Genomic DNA, 16,223 nt, shown 5'->3' with positions numbered 1-16,223 from the left:
CGATTTAACCTCGTTTATGGTTGAACATCTGCATTAGCCCATTTTGGAGCTGGTGGTTGATATTGTTCAAATTGTTGAAGAATATCCTCAATTTTATCCGAAGCGATCAATTTATCAGCGAACCGTGCCTGACTAAAACCTTTATCTACAGTTCCTTGAACCATTTTAAGCAAATCTTCATAAAAGCCCGCTACATTTAGAAAAGCACACGGCTTTTGATGAATACCTAATTGTGCCCATGTCCATTGTTCAAAGATTTCTTCCAATGTACCTGCCCCACCTGGTAACGCAATAAAACCGTCCGACAGATCTGCCATTTTGGTCTTACGCTCATGCATATTCTCGACGACATATAACTTTGTCAGTCCGGGATGAGCTAACTCGCGATCGACTAAAGCACGAGGAATGACGCCAATGACCTGCCCACCGGCTTGCAAAGCACTATCAGCGACAACGCCCATTAAACCTGAACGACCACCGCCATAAACGAGAGTTTTACCTTGCTTGGCAATAGTTTGACCGGTTAATTGAGCAATTTGTTGAAAGATTGGGTCTGAACCTAAAGATGAACCACAGAAAATGCAAATTGAATTCATAGTATAAAAACCGTTTTATTGAACTGTCATGCTGACAAACTAGACTATCGACAGAGTTTTTTTTTGCAAAATAGTGTATTGGCAAGTGTTTTTCGGCAAATCCTTGTCTAAAATACACCCATCAATTTCCATCAGACTGCGTGAGGAAAAAAGACACATGCTTGAAGCCTTTTATGCCACAGAACGCGGAAGTCTGGAAGATGCCACCATCAACGGTGGATTTGATCTACATCCCGAATTAGTATGGCTTGATCTAATTGCACCCTCTCAAGAAGAACAACAATGGGTCTTAGATGCCTACGATCAGAACTTACCTACACTAAAGTCCCTAGAAGACATTTCTTCTTCTGCTCGATTCTACCGCGATGATGACGGTATTTTGCATATCAGTACCTATTTTTTAACGAAAAATAAAAATTATCAGGTCGATGGAGATGCTGAAGAGTCATCACATATGCTTGCCATGGTACAAACCGTAGCATTCATTTTACACAAAGATCGCTTATTTACATTACGCGGTGAAAAGCTCGTTGCGTTTCGTGCATTTCGTGCCCGAGCTCGCCGTAATGACTATGAAATGGATTACAAAGATCCAACTTGGATTTTATTAGGTCTGCTTGAAGCAAAGCTAGATGAGCTTGCGGATATCTTAGAAGATATCCACAAGGATCTAGAAAAATACTCTACTGAGGTGCTTAACAACCATCAACGTGAGAAAATTTTGGACCTTGATGACATGATTACCCGCTTGGCTCAACAAGAAGACATGCTTGGAAAGGCACAACTTTGTTTAATTGATTTACGTCGGGTCTTAACCTTTTTATCTCGTCCACGAGCCTTAGGTAGTCACATCTACGATGCAGATATCCGAGAGCTCAGTGAAGACGTCCGCTCGCTTGTAGAACATGATGCGTTCTTATTCCAAAAAGTACGATTCTTGCTTGATACAACTTCCGGGTTCATTAACACCGAGCAAAACGATACGATTCGTCGATTCTCGATTTTACCAAGTATGTTAGCGCCACCAATGCTGATCGCGAGTATCTATGGTATGAACACTGAAGTATTGCCTTTTGCTCATGGTAAAAGTAGTTTTATCGCAGTGCTATTAATTATTGTCGGCTTTTTTATTGGCCCTATCATTTACTTCCGCTGGAAGAAATGGATTTAAAATCTGCACTTATCCCCTATTAATTTTTATAAAAAAAGCACCTAAATTTAGGTGCTTTTTTATTTTTGCATGACTAGACCAAATGTAGGTCTTCTTGCAAATGGCAAGCTTGAATGATTTTCAGCATCTTCTCTGGAACATTTTTAAAATGTAAGCCAGCCTTCTGCGGAGTCTGACGTAGCCATTGGACTAACACCGCCAATGCCAACGTATTACCATGCTCAAGCTGTTTTAGATCGACTATTAAAGGAAAGCTTGTTTGCTTCTTAATAATTGCCAATCCAGCTTGGTATTGTTGCTCAGCATTTTCAAAATCGATTTTGCCTGAAACAACTAACTCTTGGTTAAGATACTGAACCACTCTTCACCTACTTATTTTTGTTTGTTCTGATTAACAGCAGCATCTGCATCAGGTTGGAATGTCGCAATTGCTTTATTCAAATCGCCGCCATTACGCTTCACAGTTGCAGCAAACTGGTTGCGGAACTGTAACCCTAAATCAATACCAGAAACATTGATGTTACGGATTTTCCACTGTGAACCTTTGTCAGCCAACTGGAACGACACAGGAATTTTGTCGCCATTGTGGTTAAAGTCTAAAGTCACAACTGGGTTTTTACCTGCTGTCGCCTTATAAGGACGCATGGTGTAAGTTTGGTTTGTGTATTTAGCAAATGCACTACCGTAATTCTCAATTAAAGTATTACGGAAGTTTGTTTCAAACTGAGCACGTTGTGCAGCAGTACTATACTGATTTGTCGCATAAGTACCCATCACAATACGAGTGAACGCTTGTGAATCAACATACGGGTCTAAGTTCTGACGTATGATTGATTTAACCAAAGCAGGATTGTTTTGCAACTTGGCATGGTCTGTTTTCAAACGAGCAATCAAACCATCAGCAACACGCTTAATAAAATCAGGTGGTGCTTCTGAAGGTGCAGCAAAAGCTGTACCAGCAATCATAGTAGACAAAATACTTGCTGTCAGGGTTTGTTTAAACAACTTATTCACCTGGAACCACTCCTTCAAATAATCTCTTACTCAACAAATGACGGCTGTGCGCTGCTGTCAGTACTTGCAGGAGCTTTTTCTTCTGCTGAGGATGATGAACCAGCGGCAACTTTACCTGCGCCACCACCAGTAATAAATTTACTAATTAAATCTTCTAAATCCATCGTTCCTTGGGTGTTAGAAATCGTATCACCACGTTTAAGGTAGTTAAGACCACCACCTGGTACGATTTTTAAATATTTCTCACCCAACAAACCATTGGTTGCAACCATTATATAAGCATCTTCATCAATACTGGTGATGGATGACATGTTACTGATCAGTTGCTGTTCCATTGTTTTTTGTTGCGCTGGCGTCGCTTGCGTATAATCAGAACTATAACGCAATTCGTCTAAAGCATTTTTTTGAACTTCTTTTAACTGCTGAGCATTAAAACTTGTCAGTTTTCCATCAAGGTCAAAAGTTACTGTAGCTAAACGTGTAACCGGATCAAGTGTAATTGAATCAACACGACCAATTGTTACACCGCTCATCGTTACTTTAGCACGAGGCTTAAGTCCATTAACGTTGTCAAACTGAGCTTTCATCGTGTAGCCATCACTCAAGTTTGTACCAACTAAACCACTTACTTTCATCGCTAAAAAAAACAAAGCAATACCGAAGATAATGACAAAAATACCTACGGCCAGCTCACTAGTACGTGATTTCATTAAATCCCTCCGAACATGACCGCAGTCAACACGAAATCAAAACCTAAAACACATAATGAAGAATATACAACCGTACGGGTCATTGCTGTCGCAATGCCTTCAGGTGTTGGATCACACGCATACCCTTGGAAAACTGCAATCCATGTACAAAGTAAAGCAAATACAATGCTCTTAATGATGCCATTTACAACATCATGGCCAAATTGAACATTATTTTGCATACCACTCCAGAAGGAGCCTTCATCAACGCCAAGAAAATCAACGCCAACCATTTTGCCGCCAACAATACCAATCGCAGCAAAGATAACAGTTAACATTGGTAAACTGACTATGCCAGCCCAAAGACGTGGTGAGACGATTTGCTTTAAAGGATCAACACCAATCATTTCCATACTGGCAAGCTGCTCACTTTGTTTCATCGAACCAATTTCAGCAGTTAATGCAGAACCTGCGCGCCCAGCGAAGAGTAAAGCAGCAACAACTGGTGCAAGCTCACGCAGCAAAGTTAAAGACACCATAGTGCCTAGCATTGATTCACTACCCACATTGACCAATATTGAGTAGCCTTGTAGTCCGAGTACCAGACCAATAAATAAACCTGATACCGTAATAATAAGTAAAGACATTACCCCTACACGATGCATTTGATAGACGAAACGCCCAAAACCACCCGATGAAGGTAATGAAAAAATAATCTGTAAGAGCATCAGTGCCGCAACACCAATCCCTCGAATCCGCTCAATAACGAGTCTACCTAACCAGGCAATCGTATTCATGGACGAACCTCGTTATCTAAATAAGCTTGATGGCTAAACTGGTACTCAACCGGACCTTCTGCCGAACCGGTTAAGAACTGTTTTACAAAAGGAGAAGCATATTTTTGCAATTCTTCCGGCGTTCCTTCCCCTTGAATCTTTCCTTCCGCTACAACATAAATGTAATCGGCAATAGATAAGGTTTCGGAAACATCATGCGAAACAATAATGGTGGTTAAATCCAAAGCTTCACGTAACGAACGAATAAGACGAGTTAAAACACCTTTTACAATGGGGTCTTGCCCAGCAAATGGTTCGTCATACATGATTAAATCTGGATCAAGCGCGATTGCACGAGCCAAAGCAACTCGTCGATTCATACCGCCTGATAACTCGGTAGGCATGAGCTGTTCTGTTCCACGCAGGCCAACAGACTCAAGCTTTAAAGCAACCAGTTCAGCAATCAAATTTTCAGAAAGCTTGGTATGTGCACGGATTGGAAAAGCGACATTTTCATAAACCGACATATCGGTAAATAAAGCGCCACTTTGGAAGAGCATTCCCATACGCGCACGAGCGGCAAACAATTCCTGACGTGACATTTGAGCAATATCTTTGCCATCAAGCAAAACCTCACCCTGATCAGGAACAAGTTGTCCACCAATCAAACGTAATAAAGTCGTTTTACCTGTACCAGATGGTCCCATAATGGCCGTAATCTGACCGCGACGTATATTTAAACTAATATTGTCATAAATGACGCGTTCCCCTCGATTAAAACTCAAATTTTTCACTTCAATGAGTGACTGAGTCGAGAGAGGAGTTTTATTATTCATAATGGCAATCATTCCTGCACTTTTATGCCCGCATACTATAACACTGAATTTTGGGAATCTTGTTGTAATTTTGACAAAAGCAAAGACAACTAAAAGTATAAATATAGGTTAGTTTTTGAAGGGAATTTACTGATTGAGCACTTGGAACTGATCTACAAAATGGCCTGTTAGCAAAGCATAGGCAAAGTAAATCCCATTGCACAAAGCGAGTACAATAAAAAGATATGGCAAACCATGTTGAAGTAATAATTTACTCAACCATGTCAAAGATGCCCTTTTTCGATTACTTTTACGCATTATTACAATTAAATTTGAACTGCTTCACACTTTATTATTTTATAGCAAAACTGAAAAATAAAAAAGGCCAGTTTGTTAACTGGCCTTTTTTTAAGTCTTTTTAAAGATCAACGGTCGAATTTACGACGTGGTTTGTCATCAAAACTACGACGTGGGCGATCTTCACCACCGAAGCTACGTTTTGGACGATCTTCACCGCCAAACGATGGACGTTCACCACGAGGTTTGTCATCAAAGCTACGACGTGGCTTATCATTAAAACCACCTTCGCGACGTGGACGATCTGAGTTGAACTCACGACGTGGACGATCTTCGCCACCAAATGACGGACGCTCACCACGTGGCTTGTCATCAAAACTACGACGTGGACGATCTTCACCACCGAAGCTACGTTTTGGACGATCACCAAAACCGCTTTCACGACGTGGTTTATAGTCTACACGGTTACCACGGTTGTCATCATTCGAGTCAAAACGCGGTTTATCATTGAAACCACCTTCACGACGCGGACGGTCTGAGTTGAACTCACGACGTGGACGATCTTCAAAACCGCCTTCGCGACGTGGACGGTCTTCAAAACCACCTTCACGGCGTGGACGATCTGAATTGAACTCACGACGTGGACGATCTTCGCCACCAAATGGACGATCACCACGTGGCTTGTCATCAAAGCTACGACGTGGACGGTCATCACGACCACCTTCACGACGTTTGAAGTTGCTTTCGCCTTCAAAACGACGACCACCACCAAAACCGCCACCACGACGACCATCACGGCCACCGCCATTGCCGCCACGACCACGACCACCACCATCACGACCTGAACGAGCAGGAGGTGGAGATGGCTCTAAGCCTTCAATTTCAGAAACGCTTAAACGAGCTTCTAAATATTCTTCAAGTGCACGAATCTTACCGCGTTCACGATAAGTCGCTAAAGTAATCGCTTGACCTGTACGACCAGCACGACCTGTACGACCAATACGGTGTACGTAGTCTTCGTGCTTCATCGGAAGACCAAAGTTAATTACGTGAGAAATAGTCGGTACGTCAAGACCACGAGCAGCAACGTCAGTTGCAACTAAGATCTTCGCACGACCTTCACGGATACTACGTAAACGACGGTTACGAACTGTTTGTGGCATCGCACCATGAAGTGCAACAACTGAATGACCTGCTTCTGCAAGTTCTTCAGCCAACATATCAGTGTCTTCTTGAGTGCTTGCAAAAACTACAGCTTGATCTAAGTTTTCATCACTTAACCAATGAGTAAGTAATTTTTTCTTGTGCTCAAAGCCATCAGTCCAATGCAATGTTTGCGTAATATCTGTATTGGTTGAATGACCAGTTTCAATTGCGATACGCATAGGATCTTTCATCATGCATGCTGCAAGACGAATAATACGATCAGCAAATGTTGCAGAGAACATTAATGTTTGTTTACGGTTAGCCGCTAATTCGCTAATTGCTTCTAAGTCTTCAGAGAAGCCTAGGTCAAGCATACGGTCCGCTTCATCAACAATTAAAGCATCTACTTGGTCTAATTTAATTTGACGACGGTTTACCAAGTCAAGTAAACGACCCGGTGTTGCAACAACAACTTGCGCGCCTTTTAACTGTTGAATTTGTTTAGCAAATGGCATACCACCCATAATTGCAGCAATACGAACACCTTTCATGTGGCGTACAAATGCAATTGCATCTTGGCTTACTTGTTGAGCTAATTCACGAGTAGGAGAAATAACCAAAATATTTGGTTGAGTTACTGCTTTCATGCGTTCTTTGAACGGAACGAAAGTTTCTTGACCAGCCAAGTTATTTAATGTTGGCAATAAGAAAGCTGCAGTTTTACCAGAACCAGTCTGGCTAGAAACTAAAAGGTCTTTACCTTCTAAAGCTGCAGGAATAGATTGTTCTTGCACAGGAGTCGGGGTAGTAAAACCTAAACCTTCAAGCGCTTGTTGTAAGGTTTCATGCAAAGAAAATTCGGCAAAAGTTTTGCTCATAGAGAGTTTCACCCTAATGGGTGCTCCATTTTTAATAAGTACAAAATAGACATCGGCACAAAGCGGCAAAGCAAAATTAGCTGAACCTTATTATTCAGCGGCAATCCGAGTAACGACGATGTGGATTAAACGCACGCTTGATTACGGCCGAACCTGAAGAATCGCTGAGCGATCGGGGCGCAAGAAATGGTCCTCTCTATGGACAGCGTGCGCTTACAATGAATAGAACAGAATGTTCAGGTAATGAACGGAAATTTAAGTGCGTGGGCGGATTATAGCAGAAAGAATTTAAAAGTCATGTGTTTTAATCAACTTTCTCGTTATTTCTATTATTATTTGTATTTTACCGATCATTAAAAAGTTAAAACCCTCTATAAAAAGAGGGTCTTAACAGAGAAACTATTTCTAAATTATTTTGCAGCTTTGTCCCAAGCAGGAACAACAGTTTGCATTAATGGCTTTAACATTTTAAGTGAACATGCGATCACTTGGCCATTTTCAAGTGAATCATTGCCACCACGAGCATCAACAACTACACCGCCCGCTTCTTTAATAATAAGCTCACCAGCAGCGATGTCCCATGGTTTTAAACCAAGTTCAAAGAAACCATCGAAACGACCAGCAGCAACATAAGCCAAGTCTAGAGCAGCTGAACCACCACGACGGATTTGAGCGCCCGCTTGAGTCACTGCTAATAATGATGCGAAATGTTGTTCTGCATAAGATACGATCTCACCAGCACGTTTAGCACGGTAAGGATGGCCTACTGCCAAGAATGTATTTTCTAAGCTATCTTTTACATTTACACGAATACGGCGTTGGTTCATAACCGCACCGCGACCGCGACTTGCAGAGAACAATTCGTCACGCACTGGGTCGTAAATTACGCCGTGCTGAGTAACGCCTTTATGTTGAACTGCAATAGAAATACAGAAATGAGGGAAACCATTAATAAAGTTTTGCGTGCCATCAAGCGGGTCAATGACCCAGCACCAGTCTGCATCGTGGCCTTTGCCTTCTTGCATACCAAACTCTTCACCTAAGAAGCTATGGTTTTTATAACTTTTACGTAATGTATCAATCGTTAATTGTTCTAAATAACGATCTACACGTGTTACCGGGCCATCAATGCCTTTCTCTTCAACTTGCAAATCGAGTTTATGACGATTTTGATGCGCTTTTAAAAGCTCTTGACCAACTGTTTGAGCCGCACGCGCAGCCATAACCACCATAGGTTCCATTGAACACCCACTACAAGAAATTTGAAGATTTTGACAAAGAATAATGCATAAAAGCGCGAACATTTTAGCAAATGAATGCGCTTTATGGGAAAAAATGTTTCAAATTTTTTGTGAAAGGCTTAAACGACCTGATTTTGCTTAAGCCAAGCTCTCTCAATTGAGTTCAAAATACCTTTCGTATCTAGACCACAATCTTGCAGCATTTGATTATGTGAAGCCTGATGCAAGAATGAGTCCGGCAAACCTAAGTTAATGATAGGTTTAACAATTTGTTCTTGTGCCATAAACTCATTCACTGCACTACCTGCGCCACCCATAATCGCATGTTCTTCAACTGTTACGAATAAATGAGTATGCTCAGCCAAGTCTCGAATGATTTGTTCATCAAGCGGTTTTACAAAGCGCATGTTTACCACACGCACACCGACATCATGTTTCTGTGCAAGTTGCTCACCAGCTTCTATAGCAACCATGACACGGCTACCAAACGCTAGAATTGTAATTTGCTCATCATTGTTTGCATTAATTTCTGCAACGATTTCAGCTTTACCTAATTCAAGAACCGTCATTTCTTTTTGAATTTCGACACCAACACCAGCACCACGTGGATAGCGTACTGCAGCTGGGCCATTGTAGACATAAGCAGTATGAAGCATTTGACGACATTCATTTTCGTCTTTTGGCGCCATGATCACCATATTCGGGACAGTACGCATATAAGCATAGTCATAAGCACCAGCATGAGTTGGGCCGTCTTCACCCACTAAACCTGCACGGTCGATTCCGAAAGTTACATCAAGGTTTTGCAAGGCAACATCATGAATAAGCTGATCGTAACCGCGCTGCAAGAATGTTGAATAAATTGCAACAACAGGTTTGAGCCCTTCGCAAGCCATACCAGCCGCAAGTGTTACAGCATGCTGCTCTGCAATGGCGACATCAAAGAAACGCTGTGGAAATTGCTTGGCAAATTTAACCATGCCTGAGCCTTCACACATCGCAGGTGTGATCGCAAGCAGACGTTCATCTCGAGTAGCTTCATCACACAACCACTCACCAAATACATCAGAATACTTTGGTGGAGTTTTGCCACCTGAGGTCGCATTTATTTTACCAATCGCATGGTAAGTGATCGGGTCTGCTTCAGCAGGAGCAAATCCTTTTCCTTTCTTGGTATAAACGTGTACTAAACGCGGTCCTTTACGTTTTTTGAGCGCGTTAAAAACTTGAGCTAATTGAGTAACATCATGCCCATCAAATGGACCAAAATAGTCAAAACCAATTGCTTTAAATAAATTATCTGCTGCATCGGTTGCTGATTGGTGTAGGCGAGAGTTATAAGTCCATTTTGGGTGTGGCTGAATGTAAGCCTCACCATGTTCATCTACATTGACTAAATGACCCTTTTCCCAAATTGCAGCTAAATGCTTAGCGAAGCCACCCGTACTGCAAGAAATTGACATGTCATTGTCATTAAGGACAACAATCAAGTCAGCATCATGTGCAACAGCGTCGTTCATTGCTTCAAAAGCCATGCCCGCAGTCATTGCCCCATCACCCACAATACATACCACTTCACATGGGTCATTTTGATAGCGACGTGCAAGTGACATGCCCAAGCCAGCAGAAATAGCTGTCGATGAGTGCCCCACTCCGAAAGTATCAAAAACTGATTCTTCTCTGGCAGGGAAAGCTGCTAAACCATTTTTTGAACGGATAGTGGTAATTTGTTCACGACGTCCAGTCAGGATTTTATGTGGGTATGCTTGATGTCCCACATCCCAAACTAAACGGTCATTTGGTGTATTAAAGCAATAATGCAGCGCAACCGTCAGCTCAACCACGCCGAGGTTAGCACCGAAATGGCCACCACTCTGGCCTGCTGCATATAAAATATATTGACGCAACTCATCAGCCACTTGAACCAGTTGGCTATGCTCGAGCTGACGTAATTGTTGAGGATGATCAATTGCATCTAACAATGGCGTAACAGGGCGTTGAGTTGGAATTTCGGTATACAACATATGTGGCAAAGCCTTTATAAGCCTGGCAAATCCTAAGCTGGGTCAAAATGGGTCGATCATACAATCGAATGAAGTCACCTTCAATCAGCCACATTTGCGAACGAGATCATGCAAAGCAGTCTCTCATACATTATGGGTATGGTTGGCAGATTATCCTGAATAATCTGACTATTTATCAACTATTATCGTCTTCTTTATACAAAAAAGAAAACCTTAGTGTGCAAAATGATTATGACAATTCGACCAATCTCCCAGCATTACGCTATACTTTAAACCGTTTTCGGTTAAAAGATGAGTTAATCTGTGCCTATAGAGTTCATTGCAACATCAAAACTCCCGACCGCTTTTGGTGAATTCAATATTTCTGTGTTTCAAGATCCAGCAACAGGTGAAGAACATGTGGCACTTTCTAAAGGGTTAGAAAATCCGCCAACAGGCCCTGTTTTAGTCCGTGTACATTCTGAATGCTTAACAGGTGATGCTTTTGCGTCATTGAAATGTGATTGTGGCCCACAATTACAAGCGACTCAAAAACTCATCAATGAAGCAGGACAAGGCGTAATTTTATATTTACGCCAAGAAGGTCGTGGAATTGGTTTAACCAATAAAATTCGTGCTTATGCCCTACAAGATCAGGGACATGACACCGTAGATGCTAATTTACTACTGAATTTACCTGCCGATGCACGTCGTTACGATATGTGTAGCATTATGCTCGACCACTTAAAAGTAAAAGAAGTGAAGTTAATTACCAATAATCCTTTGAAAATTCAGGCACTCAAAGATCAAGGTATTAACGTTGTAGACCGCGTACCGTTAACCGTAGGTCGTAATCCTTTTAATGAACAATATTTAAAAACCAAACGTGAAAGAATGGATCACCTTTATCAAAAAGATGATTTTTGATTTCAAGTCTATAGTTTAAAAACAATGTTTAAGGGATTTTTTCAAGATTTAGAAAAAATCCCTTACTTTTTTTATGGTTTTATGTTTTGATGTATTTAATTTATATCAATCATCTTTGAGGGTCATTATGCAACATCCGACTTCCACAGATATTCAACGTGTCCGCGAATTTCTCCTCGATTTACAAGCCCGTATTTGCGCTGGTTTAGAACAACAAGAAAAAGCTGGCGGTGGTAATGCAGAATTTATTATTGATGATTGGGAACGTCCAGAAGGCGGCGGCGGTCGTTCACGTGTGCTGCAAAATGGCACAGTGATCGAAAAAGGCGGCGTGATGTTTTCTCACATCAACATTAGCAAACTTCCTGCTTCTGCAACAGAACGTCACCCTCAAATTGCAGGCGCTAAAGCTCAAGCACTAGGTGTTTCTTTAGTTATTCACCCTAAAAACCCAAATATTCCAACATCTCATGCAAATGTTCGTTTATTCGTTGCAGAACGTGAAGGACAAGATCCGATTTGGTGGTTTGGTGGTGGTTTTGACTTAACGCCATTTTATCCAGATGACCAAGATGTTTTAAATTGGCATCAAGCTGCTTATGACCTATGTAAACCTTTTGGCGACAATGTTTACAACGAACACAAGCAATGGTGTGATGACTACTTTTATTTAAAGCATCGCGACGAACAGCGCGGTGTCGGTGGTTTATTTTTTGATGACTTAAATTGCTGGGATTTCGAAACTTGCTTTAAATATATTCAAGCTGTAGGCAACGGTTATTTAAATGCCATTTTGCCAATTTTCGAAAAACACCGTGAACAACCTTATACCGAAGCTCAACGAGAATTTCAGCTTTATCGCCGCGGCAGATATGTTGAATATAACCTAGTGTATGACCGTGGTACTTTATTTGGTCTACAAACAGGTGGCCGTATCGAGTCTATTTTAGTCAGTCTTCCTAATTTAGCTGCATGGTCTTATCGTCCTGAATGGGATGAAGACTCTCCAGAGAAGCGTTTAACTGACTATTACTTAAAACCTCGTGATTGGTTAGGTTTAAAAGAAAAAGTTGCTTAATTTTTTGTTTTGGGGATTCTTTGGCTTCCACCCTAAAGAATCTCCTTTTTTATTTTTCAAGGTTTCTGAAACCCTCCTAATATTTTTTCTTGTGCCAATTTGACTTATAGTGAGGCCTGCTGAATATTCAGTATAGGCTTTATCTGCTTCACGCCATTTTAAAATTTTGGATACAAGAATGACCAAACAGTTTGCAGTAATTGGCAACCCGATCGAACAATCACGCTCTCCTGAATTGCATCATGCTTTCGCTCAAAAAACAGGTGTTGATCTAAACTATCAAAAACGTCTGGCCCCTCTCGACGGTTTTGAATCGAGCATGCGTAGTTTCTTTGCAGAGGGCGGAAGTGGTATGAACGTTACCGTTCCGTTTAAAGAGCAAGCTTTTGCTTTATGTGATGTGTTAACTGAGCGTGCCCAAATTGCTAAAGCTGTAAATACGTTATGGATGGAAAATGGCAAATTGCATGGTGACAATACTGACGGTCAAGGCTTAGTTGCCGCAATTCAAGCATTAGAATGGAATCTTGAAAATACAACTATTTTAATTTTAGGGGCTGGTGGTGCAACTCGTGGAGTTATTTATCCGCTTGTACAAGCTGGCGCTAAAAAAATCGTTATTGCAAATCGAACTCTGGCTCGTGCAGAGCAACTCGTAGATGACTTAAAAACAGCAGTTCCACAAGCTCAACTACAAGCAATTTCACTAAATGACTTAGAAGGGAATTTTGATATTGTAATTAATGCGACGTCTGCAAGTCTTTCAGGTGATGCTTTACAACTTCCTGAAAAATTACAATTCAAACATGCTTATGAAATGGCTTACGGCAAGCCATCTAGTTTCCTAGATCAAGCGAAACAACGCAATGTGCCTTATGCAGAAGGTTTTGGCATGTTAGTAGGCCAAGCGATTGAAGCTTTTTACATCTGGAATGACGTAAAACCAGACTTAAAAGATTTTCTATAATTAAAAAAAAGAACCTACATCAAGTAGGTTCTTTTTTTATCTCATTTACTATTTTTTAGCAGCGACCATTTGCTTATAAACATCTCGGAAAATTTCATAATCAATAAATTCATTATGTTCAGGTTTTAACTTCTGAATTGTTTTTTCCGTAAGCTGTTGTTTACGAGCTGCCACATAAACGTTCCCTAAAATATCAGCCGTTTCTGATAACAAATGTTTTTCTTCAGCAGAAACACCGTTTTGTTTTTCAAACTCTAACTGATACTGTTTTGAGAAAAGTTGGGCTGGTTGCTTATATTGCTTCTGTAGGTTCTGCCAAGCTTCACGCCCTGCTTTACCTTGCATGGTCTCTATTACAATATGATCTACAGCACGACCTAACTCATGGTCAAACTGCTCATCTTGCTCAAGATGATGCTTTTTCTGTAAAGCTGTAATGCGTTCTAAGGCTTTTCCTTGAGGAGTATAGGTATCTTCTTCCGAGAACCAGTAAGCATAAACCTCAGCAATTTCTTGTAGCTGTTGAACAGAGTAATACTTAATATATGACGGTTTTTCAGCAGTCAATTTGGCAATAAATACTGCTTTATAAGTTTTGTCATAGGCATGCGTTGCGTCATAGGTTTTATCTGCAAGTACAGCCAGATTTGCATCTAGATCTTGTACGTCACTATGCGTGCCCACTGGATGCTCTAACACATCACCTTGACCGAGTTTATCACCAAAGCCTTTAATAAAGTTTTCTAGCATAGAACCTTTACTTGCTTCAGCTACAGATTTAGCTTGTTTAAGCTGCTGCTGATCAATTGAGGTTGCTTTGCCATAGTTTAAAATTTGCATATCAGCTTTAATATTGAAGCTATGTTTAAACTCGGCTGGCGTGTAAGCAACATCATAAGCCATGTTCACTGCACGGCCTTTATCATCTAAAGCCACATCAATCGTGATTGGATTTCTTTGCTTCGGTAAAGCTTGCTCAATCTCAGCTTTATGTTTTAACCATAAAGCTTTGAAAGCTTCATCATTGATAAACTGATTTTGGTTATAAGCTTCAAACGTTTGTTTTAAAGCGTCTCGGCGAGACTTAGTTTGAACTTTTTCAGCACTTGCAGCGCTCTGGTCTAGTACGTCAATGCCATAGACTTGGCAATAATTAATATCGCCTAAAGCAACAGGTTTCTTCAGTGATTTTAATTCAATACATTGATCTTCAGTGAGTGTTACAACCTCTTCAGCTTGTGCATCTTGTACACCATCTGCAGCAGCTTCTTCACTGGCATCTTCGTCTTCAGAAGCCGATGCATCTGCAGCTTCAGGAGCTTGCGCCGCCGCACTTAAATTATCTTCACCTTCATCATCTGATGAAAGAGCGTCATCAAAGTGTGCGTTGATTAAACTATATAGTTCCTGACTTACAGCAGCAGCATCATCGGAAGAAACTTTTTGTTCTTCCTTATTAGTTGCTCCTTTTTTTGCTTCAGAAGCAGCAAGCTCAGTTGCTACCTTTTCTGCCATCTTTTCATTATCGAAGCCTAAAACACTTTTTTGAAGGTATTTATCATTGACCTGACCATACAGCTCAACTTCTAAAAGCAACTCTTCAATCGTAGTTTTCAAACGAATTTTATCAACAGCCCCAGCCTTACGATCACTATCTGTCAGAGATACACGTTGTAAGTTTTGCGGGTCAGCCAAACGATATGACACTGCACTAGAAGCTTTAAGATATTCAACAAACTTCTTCATATCGACATTTTTAAAGAAGTCTTTGTACTTTGAAAAATCAATGTAAGTTAAATTGTTTTGATTTTCTTTATTGACTAAATACGGCATTAAACCAAAGTAATTTACATAAAACTTATAATTTTCTAAATCAAGCACCATTGGCAATTTTGCCTGGACCAATAGCGTTGGCTTTTCATATCTGGCAGTTAGGTTAAATGAACCCATTTTCTGACGATAATGAATTGAGCCGTCATAGCTAAATTGAAGATCATTTAATAAATTAATTAATACGGCGTTTACTTTGTCAGAACGTGCTGATGGGGTCAGTCCCAAATCACCTTGTTCATTTGCAATAGCCGCATAGAGGGTTTGTTTCTGTGCTTTACTTAAGCCAACCTTTTGCTCACGTAGGTACTGATCGACTTTCTTTTGTAATTCAGCATCAAGCTTAGGTGTATTTTCAGCTTTTGAATTTTGCTTTATTTGTGATGGATCAACCGTAATTTTAAAGTTTCCGCGATAATCATAACTTGGATATTCATACATCGCGTTAACGCTTTGAATAGCTTTTTGCTCTAAATTCGCAGATGCCAATTGCGGACGCACACTGTGTTGCGCACACGCCGTCAAGCCCAAACTAAATAAACATAAACTGAGATATTTTAAATGCATAACCTTTTTTAAAACCTTATCGCTTTATCTTTTCAGCAAAACTTGCTAAAAATAAAAAATTAGTTGTTTTTTCACATAAAAGTATAAGACCTGACTTTATCAGAAAATATAATTTACGGTGTATTTATTTTCGACAAAATTCGCTTTTCTGACATTCTTTTCGGGTGTGATTAACATTGTATTTTTATCATGCGAGTGAATAATCAAATCATCGATTGAGATAATCCC

Annotated in this window: 14 protein-coding genes; 4 read left to right on the top strand and 10 right to left on the bottom strand. The window is 40.6% G+C overall.

Annotated elements, in window-relative coordinates; all coding sequences use genetic code 11:
• Positions 1–14: 14 nt before the first annotated feature.
• Positions 15–596 carry an LOG family protein gene (locus tag I8T81_RS02155; protein WP_004705346.1) on the bottom strand — a complete coding sequence of 194 codons (582 nt, stop codon included), beginning with the start codon at positions 594–596 and terminating at the stop codon, positions 15–17.
• Between the two features lie 157 nt (positions 597–753).
• Here I8T81_RS02155 and I8T81_RS02150 point away from each other — a divergent pair, with 157 nt between their 5' ends.
• Complete coding sequence (locus I8T81_RS02150; RefSeq protein ID WP_004705344.1) at positions 754–1,767, top strand: magnesium and cobalt transport protein CorA; 1,014 nt, start codon at positions 754–756, stop codon at positions 1,765–1,767.
• Between the two features lie 73 nt (positions 1,768–1,840).
• Here I8T81_RS02150 and I8T81_RS02145 read toward each other — a convergent pair whose 3' ends face one another.
• From I8T81_RS02145 to dxs, 8 genes are all read right to left on the bottom strand, one after another.
• Positions 1,841–2,128, bottom strand: coding sequence for an STAS domain-containing protein (locus I8T81_RS02145; RefSeq protein WP_019457795.1), 288 nt, complete (start codon positions 2,126–2,128; stop codon positions 1,841–1,843).
• Positions 2,129–2,139: 11 nt separating this feature from the next.
• Complete coding sequence (locus I8T81_RS02140; protein WP_039253560.1) at positions 2,140–2,781, bottom strand: MlaC/ttg2D family ABC transporter substrate-binding protein; 642 nt, start codon at positions 2,779–2,781, stop codon at positions 2,140–2,142.
• A gap of 26 nt (positions 2,782–2,807) precedes the next feature.
• Positions 2,808–3,491 (bottom strand): outer membrane lipid asymmetry maintenance protein MlaD, encoded by a 684-nt coding sequence (gene mlaD / locus I8T81_RS02135; protein WP_019457797.1) that lies wholly within the window; start codon positions 3,489–3,491, stop codon positions 2,808–2,810.
• Positions 3,491–4,267 carry a lipid asymmetry maintenance ABC transporter permease subunit MlaE gene (gene mlaE, locus I8T81_RS02130; RefSeq protein ID WP_004705340.1) on the bottom strand — a complete coding sequence of 259 codons (777 nt, stop codon included), beginning with the start codon at positions 4,265–4,267 and terminating at the stop codon, positions 3,491–3,493. The genes mlaD and mlaE overlap by 1 nt, the downstream gene beginning before the upstream one ends.
• Positions 4,264–5,082, bottom strand: a complete 819-nt coding sequence (locus I8T81_RS02125; RefSeq protein WP_004705339.1) for an ABC transporter ATP-binding protein — start codon at positions 5,080–5,082, stop codon at positions 4,264–4,266. Before I8T81_RS02125 ends, mlaE begins: the two co-directional genes overlap by 4 nt.
• 404 nt (positions 5,083–5,486) lie before the next feature.
• Positions 5,487–7,382: a DEAD/DEAH box helicase gene (locus tag I8T81_RS02120; protein WP_077163590.1), complete on the bottom strand. Its 1,896-nt coding sequence runs from the start codon at positions 7,380–7,382 to the stop codon at positions 5,487–5,489.
• 410 nt (positions 7,383–7,792) lie between these two features.
• Positions 7,793–8,623, bottom strand: coding sequence for an inositol monophosphatase family protein (locus I8T81_RS02115; RefSeq protein WP_019457801.1), 831 nt, complete (start codon positions 8,621–8,623; stop codon positions 7,793–7,795).
• 119 nt (positions 8,624–8,742) lie between these two features.
• Entirely contained in the window at positions 8,743–10,647 is a 1,905-nt protein-coding gene (dxs, locus tag I8T81_RS02110) for a 1-deoxy-D-xylulose-5-phosphate synthase (protein ID WP_198072031.1), read from the bottom strand.
• Between the two features lie 303 nt (positions 10,648–10,950).
• Here dxs and ribA point away from each other — a divergent pair, with 303 nt between their 5' ends.
• The 3 genes from ribA to aroE all read left to right on the top strand — a co-directional run bounded on the left by ribA (position 10,951) and on the right by aroE (position 13,598).
• Entirely contained in the window at positions 10,951–11,553 is a 603-nt protein-coding gene (ribA, locus tag I8T81_RS02105) for a GTP cyclohydrolase II (RefSeq protein WP_001121170.1), read from the top strand.
• A 127-nt stretch (positions 11,554–11,680) separates the two neighbouring features.
• A complete protein-coding gene (hemF, locus tag I8T81_RS02100) occupies positions 11,681–12,631 on the top strand; it encodes an oxygen-dependent coproporphyrinogen oxidase (protein ID WP_198072030.1) in 951 nt (316 codons plus the stop codon).
• Between the two features lie 178 nt (positions 12,632–12,809).
• On the top strand, positions 12,810–13,598 hold the full coding sequence (aroE, locus tag I8T81_RS02095) for a shikimate dehydrogenase (RefSeq protein ID WP_198072029.1): 789 nt from the start codon (positions 12,810–12,812) through the stop codon (positions 13,596–13,598).
• A gap of 48 nt (positions 13,599–13,646) precedes the next feature.
• Here the strand turns inward: aroE and I8T81_RS02090 are convergent, their stop codons facing one another.
• Complete coding sequence (locus I8T81_RS02090; RefSeq protein WP_198072028.1) at positions 13,647–15,995, bottom strand: hypothetical protein; 2,349 nt, start codon at positions 15,993–15,995, stop codon at positions 13,647–13,649.
• Positions 15,996–16,223 lie beyond the last annotated feature (228 nt).

The organism is Acinetobacter seifertii (assembly GCF_016064815.1).
In the GTDB taxonomy this organism is placed as follows: domain Bacteria; phylum Pseudomonadota; class Gammaproteobacteria; order Pseudomonadales; family Moraxellaceae; genus Acinetobacter; species Acinetobacter seifertii.
This window is presented reverse-complemented; position numbering and strand designations above follow the sequence as displayed.